The following is a 13,192-nucleotide window of genomic DNA, read 5'->3' as shown; positions in this document are numbered from 1 at the left end:
TTTTTAACTTGTATATATAAATGGAATATTTCTATTTGTTTAAAAGTTATAATTTGTTAAAATAATAGAAAAATATATTAAGATAAAGGGGGGTATATATGTCTGTTGGACTTATAAAGATGTGGTTTGCTTTGGGCGCAATGGTTCTTATGTTTATTTCTGTTGTTTTCATTTTGCTAAGTCGCCATAAAATAAAGAATGCATTTTTGAAAGGGTTTACAGCTTTGTTTGCATATGCATGTATGATTGTATCAGGACTTATTATTTTTCTTGTTGTATTTAGCGGACCGATTGAACAATAGAAACTAAAGGACGGATTTTTGATGAAGAAAACGCTACTGATTTTCGCATTGTGTTGTACGAGTATATTATCTGGGTGTCTATACCCGAAAGAAAAGATGCAACAACACGTCATACCATATGAAGACCAATTACAAGCGGTGCAAACAGCAGTTAATACATATAGAGAACAAAATGGTCATATATTGCCTATTAAAACACGTGATATGAATACACCAATCTATCAAAAATATCCGATTGATTTTCAAAAAATTACCCCTAGATTGATGCAAGAACCTCCTGGAAATGCTTTTGAAAGCGGAGGCATTTATCAATATGTATTAGTTGATGTAGAAACAAATCCCACTGTGAAATTAATTGATGTTCGAACAGCTGAGCGAGTTCAAGATTTAAAGTTAAAACTAAAAATCTATCGTGATGAGCATCAATATCCACCGTTTAAAAAAGTAATTACAGATGGTGTGTATGAGCTTGATTATACTAAAATGGGATATAAAGAAATTCCTCAAGTGGAAAGCCCCTATTCTGGTAAAAACTTACCTTTTGTTGTTGATGAGAAAGGTGAGGTGTATATTGATTATCGTATTGATTTATACGATATGTTACAAAAATATGGTGATGAAGTAAAAGAAGGAGAAGATATTCGTCAGTTGCTTGTGAAACATACTCCATTTGTACCGGCGTATTCTTTGCCGTATACAGTGAAGAATAAAGAACCAATTTTTTTTAAGTGATAAGTCATGAACCTTTCTTTTAGCGAATAAGTTCTAGAAGAAGGGTTTTTTACTTCTTGAAATATTTGCATCGCAAATAAAAAGTTTTTTTAAAATAGTCATATGAAATTGGGACAAAATCATATGCTGTATTGTCCAAACTACAAGAATAATCATGATTTATTCCCAAAAATTTTGAGGGAGGGAATCACTTGGAAAAGGTTGATATTTTTAAAGATATTGCTGAGCGCACAGGCGGTGATATTTATCTTGGGGTTGTAGGGGCTGTTCGGACAGGGAAATCCACTTTTATTAAGAAATTTATGGAGCTAGTTGTTATTCCAAACATTGAAAATGACTCGGATCGCCAGCGCGCACAAGATGAACTGCCGCAAAGCGCAGCAGGGCGTACAATTATGACGACAGAACCAAAGTTTGTTCCAAACCAAGCGGTTTCTATCCATGTTGAAGAAGGGCTTGATGTAAATATTCGCTTAGTAGATTGTGTGGGCTATACTGTTCCAGGAGCGAAAGGGTATGAAGATGAAAATGGGCCACGCATGATTAATACACCGTGGTATGAAGAGCCGATTCCATTTCATGAAGCAGCGGAAATTGGAACGCGCAAAGTAATTCAAGAGCATTCTACAATTGGGGTAGTTATTACAACTGATGGAACAATTGGAGAAATTCCACGCCGCGATTATATTGAAGCAGAGGGACGGGTTGTAAATGAATTAAAAGAAGTAGGAAAACCATTTATTATGATCATTAATACAGTACAGCCATATCATCCTGATGCAGAACAACTTCGTCAAAGTTTAGTAGAAGAATATGATATTCCAGTGTTGGCAATGAGTGTAGAAGGGTTAAGAGAAGGTGATGTATATAACGTATTACGAGAGGCGTTATATGAATTTCCGGTTCTCGAAGTAAATGTAAATCTCCCAAGTTGGGTAATGGTGTTACATGACAACCACTGGCTTCGTCAAAGCTATCAAGAGGCTGTTCAAGAAACAGTGAAAGATATTAAACGTCTTCGTGATGTTGATCGCGTTGTATGGCAATTTAGTCAATATGAATTCATCGATCGTGCAAGTCTTGCAGGAATTGATATGGGGCAAGGTGTTGCTGAGATTGATTTATATGCACCGGATGAATTGTACGATCAAATTTTAAAAGAAGTGGTAGGTGTTGAAATTCGGGGCCGAGATCATTTGTTAAAATTAATGCTCGACTTTGCTCATGCGAAAACGGAATATGATCAAGTTGCGGATGCACTAAAAATGGTAAAACAAACAGGATACGGTGTTGCAGCACCAGCCCTAGCAGATATGAGCTTGGATGAACCGGAAATTATCCGTCATGGGTCACGATTTGGTGTGAAATTGAAAGCTGTCGCCCCGTCAATTCATATGATTAAAGTTGATGTAGAATCAACATTTGAACCGATTATTGGAACGGAAAAGCAAAGTGAGGAGCTTGTTCGCTATTTAATGCAAGATTTTGAAGACGATCCACTTTCTATTTGGAATTCCGATATTTTTGGGCGGTCACTTAGCTCTATCGTTCGAGAAGGAATTCAGGCAAAATTATCATTAATGCCAGAAAATGCCCGCTATAAATTAAAAGAAACGTTAGAACGAATTATAAATGAAGGATCAGGCGGCTTAATAGCAATTATTTTATAATCAAAAGACTCCTTATTTTGGGGTCTTTTTTCATTTTTCATAGAAAAACAAAATGCCATTATCTAATACTTTATAGTCGATTGTCAAGTTTTATCAGTTTTTCGTATTTTCATGGCAACATTTTCTTTAAAAATATTGAATTATAAAGGAGAATCGTATAATATAGGCCTTGATAATGATTTATCTACATCTTTGTAGTATAGAATTTGTAAAAATTGCCTACAAATGAAGGTAAGACTCATTTTATGATCATTATACAGTCGTATCTTTGGGAGGAGGTGAATGGCATGAACAAAACAGATTTAATCAATGCTGTTGCAGAAGCAAGTTCCCTTTCTAAAAAGGACGCAACAAAAGCAGTTGACGCTGTTTTTGATTCCATCTTAGAAGCTTTAAAGCAAGGTGATAAAGTACAACTTATCGGATTTGGTAACTTCGAAGTTCGTGAGCGTGCGGCTCGTAAAGGACGTAACCCACAAACTGGTGAGGAAATTGAAATCGCGGCAAGCAAAGTACCTGCATTCAAACCTGGTAAAGCGCTAAAAGATGCGGTTAAATAATCCTTACATATTACGGGGAAGAAGAGTTTCCTTACTTGGAAACTCTTCTTTTTGCTTTTAAAAACATATATATGCTAGAATGTGTTCGTAGCATTTTTAGGTTTTATTCGGGAGGGCTAGTGGATGGCAAATGTAAACTTAGAGCAAATCGAACATGCAGTACGCCTTATTTTAGAAGCAATTGGGGACGATCCAAAGCGCGAAGGCGTATTAGATACACCAAAACGTGTTGCGAAGATGTATGCAGAAGTATTTTCTGGTATGCATGAAGATCCGAAAGAACATTTACATAAAGTGTTTGGTGAAGATCATGAAGAACTTGTATTGGTAAAGGACATTCCGTTCTTTTCTATGTGTGAGCATCATCTCGTTCCATTTTATGGCGTTGCTCATGTTGCATATATTCCACGTGGTGGAAAAGTAACTGGATTAAGTAAATTGGCACGTACAGTAGATACAGTCGCACGTCGACCACAACTACAAGAACGAATTACATCAACAGTAGCGGATTCTATTATGGAAGTGTTAGAGCCGCATGGTGTAATGGTTGTTGTAGAAGCGGAACATATGTGTATGACAATGCGCGGTGTGAAAAAACCTGGTGCAAAAACTGTAACAACTGCAGTGCGTGGTACGCTCGAAGCAGACGCAGCAGCACGTGCGGAAATTTTATCTTTTATTAAAATGAATTAGTAGGAAAGCAGGAAACTGCTTTTCTTTTTTTATCTCGCTACTTTAAGAGTAGCAAGACCTCCACTGGTGGAAGTTTCACTTTGTAACGATTTTATGCTCAAGATAAGGTGAATGAAAGGTCAATTTTTTGCTTTGGTTTGTTTCGTCAAGTTTTTTTTATAGAAAAATGAATGAATGTGTTATAATAGGTTTTATGAATTAGAAAACAAGGGTGATTTTTGTGGGTGAAATCTACGGAGGGTTTACGGATATAAAAGAGCAGCTATATAAAAAACTACGCCATCCTTATTTTATAAAATATATTGAAGAACCAGTTGTTGATGAAAAAAAAATAGCGTTCTTATATTCCATTTTAAAAAGTGCAAACTTACATAGAAAAGAAATTGAACATTACGTAGTAACGATTATGCTTGTACAAATTGCTTTGGACACGCATGAAAAAGTATCAAATAAAGAGGAGACCGATGCGTTTCATAAGCGGCGCCAATTAACAGTATTGGCAGGGGATTATTACAGCGGATTATATTATTATTTACTTTCAATGAATCATGATATCACATTGATTCGTGCCCTAGCAGAAGGCATTAAAGAGATTAATGAACAAAAAATTATGCTATATCAGCAAACGTATGAAACGATAGAAGAAATGTTAAACAGTGTAGGAATGATTGAATCGGCTCTTTTACAGAAAACGTGTGACCATTTTCAAGTGACACATGTAAAGTCTGCAATTACTAACATGTTAACAATAGATCGTTTGCAAACTGAGTATCAAATATACATGAAGAAAGAATTGTCACCTGTGTTTGCTGCATTTCAAAAGATTTTATCTTATGATGAAATAAAAGTAGAAAACGTATACAGTGAATTGATAAGGAAAATGAGAAGTCAGATCAATACTTTGGTCCAAAATAATACAGGAATTGAAACGTTTTTTTCCACATTGAAAGAAGCCACTTGAACATTTTGAATTTACAGTTGGAAGAAGGGTAAAGCATGCAACAATCAAAAGAAGAAAGAGTACATGACGTATTTGAGAAGATATATAATAAATACGATGTAATGAATTCGGTTATTAGCTTTCAAAGACATAAAGCATGGCGCAAAGAAACAATGCGAATTATGGATGTTCAACCGGGCAGCATAGCGCTTGATGTATGTTGTGGAACGGCTGACTGGACGATTGGGCTTGCTGATGCAGTCGGTTCTAGCGGGAAGGTATATGGATTAGATTTTAGTAAAAATATGCTTTCTGTTGGAAAAGAGAAAGTGGCTGCTTTACAATTAAATCAAGTAGAATTACTTCATGGTAATGCGATGGAATTGCCATTTGAGGATAATATGTTTGATTATGTCACAATTGGATTTGGGCTCCGGAACGTACCAGATTATATGCAGGTTTTAAAGGAAATGACGCGTGTTGTAAAACCAGGTGGAAAGGTTATTTGTTTAGAAACATCTCAACCGACAATGATTGGAATCCGCCAAGGCTATTTGTTATATTTTAAATTTATCATGCCGTTATTTGGAAAGTTATTTGCCAAAAGTTACAAAGAATATTCATGGCTACAAGAATCTGCAAGTACATTTCCAGGGATGAAAGAATTGGCTCGTATGTTTGAAGAAGCTGGATTAGAAAAAGTACAAGTAAAGCCGTTTACTTTTGGAGTAGCAGCAATGCATTTAGGATATAAACCGAAGTAAACGAGGGAATGTATTCTTTGTTGATGGAAAGCCTTCAGCAATCGGGAGCATATTAGAAGTTATCTCCCACCTTCCTTTTTTATTTTCTAATAATTTTAAGATGGAAGTTTTGTTATTGATTAGAGCGGGATAAAATAGAAAAGAAGTTTTAGGTTAAGGTGAACGATATGAAGTTACAACTTATGTATTCTTTTTTACGATCGGATATTGGTAAAATTGAGAAAGAACTAAAAATGGTTGTTGCTTCTGAGCAACAATTGCTGGAAGAAGCAGCGTTGCAATTGATTGAGGCCGGTGGAAAACGAATCCGACCTGTTTTCGTTTTGCTTGCAGGGAAATTCGGCGATTATAAGCTTGATGTGATTAAACATGTTGCGGTTGCATTAGAGCTTATCCATATGGCTTCTCTTGTGCATGATGATGTAATTGATGCCGCTCTTTTAAGAAGAGGAAGTGCGACTGTAAATGCCAATTGGGGTGATCGCATTGCAATGTATACAGGTGACTATTTATTTGCAAAGTCTCTGGAATGTATTACAAATTTAGAAAATCCAGAAGTGCATAAAGCATTATCAAATACAATTCTTGAAGTGTGTAAAGGTGAAATTGAGCAAATTAAAGATAAGTATGATTTTGGGCAAAATTTACGAACATATTTACGCCGTATAAAGCGGAAAACAGCATTGTTAATTGCAGCTAGCTGTCAATTGGGTGCAATTGCATCTGGAGCTTGTCGTGATACTGTAAATCGTTTGTTTTGGTATGGGTACTTTGTCGGTATGTCATATCAAATTATTGATGATATTTTAGATTTTGTGTCCACAGAAGAAAAGCTTGGAAAGCCAGCGGGTGGAGATTTATTACAAGGTAATATCACACTTCCTGCTTTATATGCAATGGAAGATCGTAAACTTCGTGAGAGAATTATTTGCGTAAATGAAAATACGTCTTCAGATGAAATGAAAGAAATTATTGAAGCAGTCAAAAATAGTGATGCAATTGATCGAGCTTTTGCATTTAGCGAAAGATATTTACATAAGGCATTAGAAGTTATTAAGCCGTTGCCTCGTGGACAGGCAAAACTGGCGTTGCAAAATGTTGCGAAGTATATTGGAAAACGTAAATTTTAAATGTTTTTCGAAAAAAATAATAATCTCTCCATTTCAAAACTATTGCACAATTCTGATAAGGGTGATACTATGTGTTTGGGGATATACAATCATATACATAATGAGAAGTGGAGAGATTTATTATGGAAAAAACGTTCTTAATGGTAAAACCAGATGGTGTACAGCGTGCAATCATTGGGGAGGTTGTTGCTAGATTTGAAAGAAAGGGCTTTCAATTAGTTGGTGCTAAGCTTATGCAAATCACACCAGAGATTGCTGGAGAGCACTACGCTGAACATAAAGAAAAACCATTCTTCGGCGAATTAGTAGATTTCATTACATCTGGACCTGTTTTTGCAATGGTATGGCAAGGTGAAGGTGTTGTTGAAACAGCTCGTAATATGATGGGGAAAACAAAACCAAGTGAAGCTGCACCTGGTACAATTCGCGGTGATTTTGGACTAACAGTTGGAAAAAATATTATTCACGGTTCAGATTCTCTTGAAAGTGCAGAACGTGAAATTGGTATTTTCTTTAAAAAAGAAGAGCTAGTTGAATACTCTAGAGTAATGAATGAGTGGATTTACTAATTATTTTGAAATAATTTGTAATCGCTTTAAAAATAGTAGATATAATGGAAAAGGCGCAAGAAAGGATGGTCACATTCCTTCTTGCGCTTTTTTATTTCATTTTGATGTTTCAATATCTTTGTCTAGCTCTGCCTCCTAAGCCCTCATGTCTAAGAACCTTCCACACGAGAAGATAAAAAGCACCTTCTGTGTGAAAGAACCTTAGCCAACGGGCCTAAACAGTCGGCTCTGCTTCTCTTTATAAGTCACTGCCATGCAGAACAAAAAGGAACTTGCACTTGTTTTTTCTCTTTTTTTTAACCTCGCATGTGGCAGAAAAAGGTCCTGACCGCTTCTATGCATGGCCAGATGCTCTTGTCCCCCCTAAGAAGAAAGGGTTTTTTATGTCGGTTTTCAATTTGTATATATATAAATCCATTTTGATTTTTCAACATATAAGTCGCTGCTATGCAGAATACAACATGACCGCTACTTGCTTTCTCTCTTTGTTTTAACCTCGCATGTGGCAGGAAAAGGCCCTGATCGCTTCTATGCACGGCCAGATGCTCTCGTCCTCCCTACGAAGAAAGAGGATTTTTAGGTCGTTTCTTCAATTCGTACTTATATAGTTACGAAACAATAAAGGTTATGATATAGTGTTACATAAATACTGAAGTAAAGGGGAGTAACCGATGCGATATATAACAGCTGGTGAATCTCACGGACCGCAACTAACGACAATATTAGAGGGGATTCCGGCAGGTTTATCTTTAGTAGCAAATGATATTAATACGGAGTTAGAAAGAAGACAAAAAGGCTACGGACGTGGACGCCGCATGCAAATTGAAAAAGATCAAGTTCAAATTTTAAGCGGTGTTCGCCATGGATATACAATTGGTGCACCCATTACGCTTGTTGTCGAAAATCGTGATTTTGCACATTGGACAAAAATTATGGGTGCAGAACCGTTAACAGATGAAGAATCAAAAGAAATAAAACGGCAAATTACACGACCACGTCCAGGACATGCAGATTTAAACGGGGCAATTAAATATGGACATCGTGATATGCGAAATGTATTAGAGCGATCTTCTGCTAGAGAAACGACGGTTCGTGTTGCTGCTGGAGCTGTTGCAAAGCGTATTTTAGAAGAATTAGGGATAAAAGTAGCAGGACATGTCATTGAAATTGGAGGAGTAAAAGCAGAAAAGCAGTCGTATACCTCTATTGAAGAACTACAAACGATTACAGAGGCATCTCCTGTTCGTTGTTTAGATGAAGATGCAGGAAAGAAAATGATGCAAGCAATTGATGATGCGAAAGCAAACGGGGATTCTATCGGAGGAATCGTTGAAGTTGTTGTCGAAGGGATGCCGATTGGTGTCGGAAGTTATGTGCATTACGACTGTAAATTAGATGCAAAACTTGCAGCTGCGATCATGAGTATTAATGCATTTAAAGGTGTGGAGATTGGAATTGGTTTTGAAGCAGCTCATAAGCCTGGAAGCCTTGTTCATGACGAGATTTTATGGGACAAGGATCTTGGGTATACAAGACGTACAAATAACGCAGGTGGATTAGAGGGCGGTATGACGACTGGGATGCCAGTTATTGTTCGCGGGGTTATGAAACCAATTCCAACTTTGTATAAACCGTTGCAAAGTATAGATATTGATACGAAAGAAGTGTTTCAAGCAAGTATTGAACGTTCAGATAGCTGTGCAGTGCCAGCAGCTAGTGTTGTAGCAGAGGCCGTTGTAGCTTGGGAACTTGCTGCAGCTGTAATCAAACAATTTGGAACAGATCGCATCGATTTAATTCGTGAAAATATAAAGAAACATAACGAATATGCGAGGGAGTTTTAATGGAGACAATACAGATTCAAACAAGTTCTAAACAATATAATGTGTATGTCGGAAATGATGCATTATCACAACTAGCAACGCTTATAGAAAATATGAAACCAGCTGTTTCGAATATTTTACTGATTTCTGATGAAACGGTAGCATCATTTCATTTAGACGAAGTGATAAATACTTTGCAGTTAGAAAAAGACGTATTTTCATTTGTGGTTCCAAGTGGTGAGAAAGAAAAGTCGTTTGAAAATTATTATGCTGCTCAAACGTTTGCGCTTGAAAAAGGTTTAGATCGTCATTCGCTTATTCTTGCGCTTGGCGGTGGGATGATTGGGGATTTAGCAGGGTTTGTTGCAGCGACGTTTATGAGAGGGATTCGATTTATCCAAATACCAACAACTTTACTTGCGCATGATAGTGCAGTTGGAGGGAAAGTGGCAATTAATCATCCACTTGGGAAAAATATGATTGGCGCATTTCATCAGCCAGAAGCGGTGATTTATCATACCCCGTTTTTAAATTCGCTTTCAGAAAAAGAATGGCGCTCTGGTTTTGGGGAGGTCATTAAACATTCGCTTATTGGAGATGTAGAATTATATCATTGGCTTCGTAAAGAAGTGAAACAGCTGACTGATTTAAGAGATGATAGATTAATTTATACACTGCAACGAGCGATTCCAGTAAAGGCAAAAATTGTAGCAGAGGATGAAACTGAAAAAGGTATTCGTGCTCACTTAAATTTTGGGCATACACTTGGACATGCACTTGAAAAAGAGATGGGATATGGAAACATAACACATGGTGATGGCGTTGCGATTGGCATGTTATTTGCTATCTTTTTAAGTGAACAAATATATGGAAAAGACCTTCAATATAAGGAAATCAAGCGTTGGTTTACGGCATATGGCTATCCAAGTATGCCAAATACACTTGATGTGAACCGCCTTGTTCAAGTAATGAAACAAGACAAAAAAGCGAACGGTGGAACAATTCGTATGGTTATTATGCAGGAGATTGGGGTAGTAGATGTCGTATCTATTTCAGATGAGACCGTCCGAACGGCTTTAGAAGCATTTCAAAGAGAGGGGGAGTCTATTTGATTCGCGCAATTCGCGGCGCGATTACAGTCAATTGTAATGAAAGCGAACAAATATTGACTGCAACAGAGCGTTTAGTGAAAGAAATAGCAAAGAATAATAGAATTTCGCCTAGTGATATTGTATCTGTACTCATTTCAACAACAGCAGATATAAATGCATGTTTCCCAGCGGCTGCATTAAGACGTATTGAAGGCTGGTCATATGTACCGGTTATGTGCATGCAAGAAATAGAAGTACCAGATGCTCTTGAGAAATGCATTCGTGTTATGATGACGGTTATGACAAATAAACGACAGCATGAAATTCAGCATGTCTATTTAGAGAAAGCGGTACAACTAAGGCCCGATTTATAAAAATGACAGGGGGAATTCGAATGAAAGTAAAAGAGCAATTATTGTCGCTTAAAGCGTATGTGCCAGGGAGAAATATTGAAGAAGTAAAGAGACAATATGGACTATCTAAAATTGTGAAACTAGCGTCAAATGAAAATCCATTTGGATGTTCAAAACGTGTAGATGAAGCGTTGGCATCGTTAGCTGGGCAATATGCGCTCTATCCGGATGGCGGGGCGTATGCTCTTCGTGAAAAATTAGCAGCACATCTTCGTGTAAAAGGAGAACAAATTTTATTTGGTAGCGGCTTAGATGAAGTAATTCAAATGATTAGCCGTGCTCTTTTACAAGAAGGAACAAATGTTGTTATGGCAAAGCCGACATTTTCACAATATCGTCATCATGCCGTAATTGAAAAAGCGGAAGTACGTGAAGTGCCTTTAAAAGATGGTACACATGATTTAGAGGCAATGCTTGCGCAAGTTGATGAGCATACGCGAATTGTATGGATTTGTAACCCAAATAATCCGACCGGAACATATGTAGCAGAAAAACAATTACTTTCATTCTTAGAGGCAGTTCCGAAAACAACACTTGTTATTATGGATGAAGCATACTATGAGTATGCTGGAGCGCGAGATTATCCGCAAACATTACCATTCCTAGAGACATATGAAAATCTTATGGTATTGCGCACATTTTCAAAAGCATACGGATTAGCGTCATTCCGCATTGGTTATGCAGTCGGAAATGAAAAGTTAATGCGTTCGTTAGAAATTGCTAGATTACCATTTAATACGTCATCAATTGCACAGGTAGTTGCGCAAGCTGCTATTGAAGATCGAGCGTTTTTACAAGAGTGTGTGACAGTGAATAATGAAGGATTACAGCAATATTATGATTTTTGTGAGAATTATCAAGTATTTTACTATCCATCACAGACGAATTTTATCTTTTTAGATCTTGGACTCTCAGGTGATGAAGTATTTGAAAGGTTATTGCAAAAAGGATACATCGTTCGTTCTGGTGGACCACTTGGTTTACCGAATGGTATTCGTATTACAGTTGGAACGAAAGAAGAGAATGCAGAAATTATAGAAGTGCTTACTGAACTTATAGAGGAGAACGTGAAAAAAGAAGAAACATATTCATAAGAAAAGAAACGGCTCCATGACTAGGAGTCGTTTCTTTCATCTTATTTGCGTAAAGAAGAAGGAAAGAAGTACAATAAAGAAACAAATACATAATTCTACATGATATAGAGGTGATAGAGGTGAAACGATTAACAAAGCTTAAGAATGGATTAAACGGAACGATTTTTGTTCCTGGAGATAAGTCTATTTCGCATCGTGCTGTCATGTTTGGGGCGATTGCAGAAGGGGTAACAAGGATTACAAATTTTCTTCAAGGTGAAGATTGCTTAAGTACAATTGCTTGTTTTCAAAAGTTAGGCATCACGATTGAACAAAATGGTACCGATGTCACTGTATATGGAAAAGGATTACAAGGATTAGTAGAACCAACAGAAGTACTAGATGTTGGGAATTCAGGAACGACAATTCGGTTAATGCTTGGTATACTTGCAAATGCACCGTTTCATTGTACAGTTATTGGAGATGCTTCAATTGGAAAACGTCCGATGAAACGTGTTACAGAACCCCTTCGTCAAATGGGTGCTAAAATCGATGGAAGAGAAGATGGACAGTTTACTCCTCTTTCGATTCGAGGAGGGAATATAAAAGGTATGCATTATTCTTCTCCTGTAGCAAGTGCGCAAGTGAAATCAGCTGTTCTCCTTGCAGGACTACAAGGGAAAGGCGTGACAACTGTGACAGAACCATTACAATCTCGTGATCATACAGAGCGTATGTTACGTGCATTTGGTTGCGATGTTACTGTTGACGGATTAACTGTATCATTACAGGGTGAACAAACGCTCTCTAGCGCAAATGTTGAGGTGCCAGGAGATATTTCTTCAGCTGCCTTTTTCTTAGCGGCAGGTGCGATTGTACCAAATAGTAAAATTGTCCTGAAAAATGTAGGATTAAATCCAACAAGAACGGGGATTCTTGATGTACTATCCCAAATGGGTGCCAATTTGTTAATAGATAATATTCGGAATGAAGAGTTTGAACCATGCGGTGATATTACAGTTGAAACCTCACAGCTAAGAGGGATAGAGATTGGTGGTACGCTTATCCCAAGACTCATTGATGAAATTCCAATTATAGCATTGTTAGCAACGCAAGCTGAAGGGATAACTGTAATTAAGGATGCAGAGGAATTAAAAGTAAAAGAAACGAATCGTATTGATACAGTTGTTAATGAATTGAAGAAATTAGGAGCAAATATTGAAGCGACAGAAGATGGTATGATTGTGCGTGGTAAAATGCAATTACACGGAAATGTGGTAAATAGTTATGGGGACCATCGGATTGGTATGATGTTAGGAATTGCAGCGTGTATAGCAGATGGAGAAGTTATCATTGAAAATAGTGAGGCGGTAGCTGTGTCATATCCAAATTTCTTTCAACAGTTACACATGCTACAAAGCTAAAAGAATCT

The 13,192-nt window shown here is 37.2% G+C and carries 14 protein-coding genes; all 14 read left to right on the top strand.

Annotated features, from left to right (window positions below; all coding sequences use genetic code 11):
* The first annotated feature begins 98 nt into the window (after positions 1-98).
* Positions 99-302 carry a DUF2768 domain-containing protein gene (locus ACIGHG_RS00440; RefSeq protein WP_090912578.1) on the top strand — a complete coding sequence of 68 codons (204 nt, stop codon included), beginning with the start codon at positions 99-101 and terminating at the stop codon, positions 300-302.
* 21 nt (positions 303-323) lie between these two features.
* On the top strand, positions 324-1,034 hold the full coding sequence (locus tag ACIGHG_RS00435) for a hypothetical protein (protein ID WP_396546649.1): 711 nt from the start codon (positions 324-326) through the stop codon (positions 1,032-1,034).
* Between the two features lie 191 nt (positions 1,035-1,225).
* The gene (gene spoIVA, locus ACIGHG_RS00430) at positions 1,226-2,704 is read left to right on the top strand and encodes a stage IV sporulation protein A (protein WP_396546647.1); all 1,479 of its coding nucleotides are present in this window, start codon (positions 1,226-1,228) and stop codon (positions 2,702-2,704) included.
* Between the two features lie 287 nt (positions 2,705-2,991).
* Positions 2,992-3,264, top strand: a complete 273-nt coding sequence (locus ACIGHG_RS00425; RefSeq protein WP_001043860.1) for an HU family DNA-binding protein — start codon at positions 2,992-2,994, stop codon at positions 3,262-3,264.
* 123 nt (positions 3,265-3,387) lie between these two features.
* On the top strand, positions 3,388-3,957 hold the full coding sequence (gene folE / locus ACIGHG_RS00420; protein WP_336471631.1) for a GTP cyclohydrolase I FolE: 570 nt from the start codon (positions 3,388-3,390) through the stop codon (positions 3,955-3,957).
* A gap of 220 nt (positions 3,958-4,177) precedes the next feature.
* Entirely contained in the window at positions 4,178-4,918 is a 741-nt protein-coding gene (locus tag ACIGHG_RS00415; protein ID WP_336471632.1) for a heptaprenyl diphosphate synthase component 1, read from the top strand.
* Between the two features lie 35 nt (positions 4,919-4,953).
* On the top strand, positions 4,954-5,661 hold the full coding sequence (locus ACIGHG_RS00410) for a demethylmenaquinone methyltransferase (protein ID WP_020059604.1): 708 nt from the start codon (positions 4,954-4,956) through the stop codon (positions 5,659-5,661).
* A 167-nt stretch (positions 5,662-5,828) separates the two neighbouring features.
* The gene (gene hepT / locus ACIGHG_RS00405) at positions 5,829-6,791 is read left to right on the top strand and encodes a heptaprenyl diphosphate synthase component II (protein WP_336471634.1); all 963 of its coding nucleotides are present in this window, start codon (positions 5,829-5,831) and stop codon (positions 6,789-6,791) included.
* 122 nt (positions 6,792-6,913) lie between these two features.
* Complete coding sequence (ndk, locus tag ACIGHG_RS00400) at positions 6,914-7,360, top strand: nucleoside-diphosphate kinase (protein WP_396546644.1); 447 nt, start codon at positions 6,914-6,916, stop codon at positions 7,358-7,360.
* A 671-nt stretch (positions 7,361-8,031) separates the two neighbouring features.
* Entirely contained in the window at positions 8,032-9,204 is a 1,173-nt protein-coding gene (aroC, locus tag ACIGHG_RS00395; protein ID WP_396546642.1) for a chorismate synthase, read from the top strand.
* The gene (gene aroB / locus ACIGHG_RS00390) at positions 9,204-10,295 is read left to right on the top strand and encodes a 3-dehydroquinate synthase (RefSeq protein ID WP_396546640.1); all 1,092 of its coding nucleotides are present in this window, start codon (positions 9,204-9,206) and stop codon (positions 10,293-10,295) included. Before aroC ends, aroB begins: the two co-directional genes overlap by 1 nt.
* Entirely contained in the window at positions 10,292-10,648 is a 357-nt protein-coding gene (aroH, locus tag ACIGHG_RS00385) for a chorismate mutase (RefSeq protein ID WP_090912555.1), read from the top strand. The genes aroB and aroH overlap by 4 nt, the downstream gene beginning before the upstream one ends.
* Positions 10,649-10,668: 20 nt before the next feature.
* On the top strand, positions 10,669-11,781 hold the full coding sequence (gene hisC / locus ACIGHG_RS00380; protein ID WP_396546638.1) for a histidinol-phosphate transaminase: 1,113 nt from the start codon (positions 10,669-10,671) through the stop codon (positions 11,779-11,781).
* A 113-nt stretch (positions 11,782-11,894) separates the two neighbouring features.
* A complete protein-coding gene (gene aroA / locus ACIGHG_RS00375; protein ID WP_396547167.1) occupies positions 11,895-13,184 on the top strand; it encodes a 3-phosphoshikimate 1-carboxyvinyltransferase in 1,290 nt (429 codons plus the stop codon).
* The last annotated feature ends 8 nt before the right edge of the window (positions 13,185-13,192 follow it).

Source organism: Bacillus sp. NPDC077411, assembly GCF_044543425.1.
In the GTDB taxonomy this organism is placed as follows: domain Bacteria; phylum Bacillota; class Bacilli; order Bacillales; family Bacillaceae_G; genus Bacillus_A; species Bacillus_A bruguierae.
This window is presented reverse-complemented; position numbering and strand designations above follow the sequence as displayed.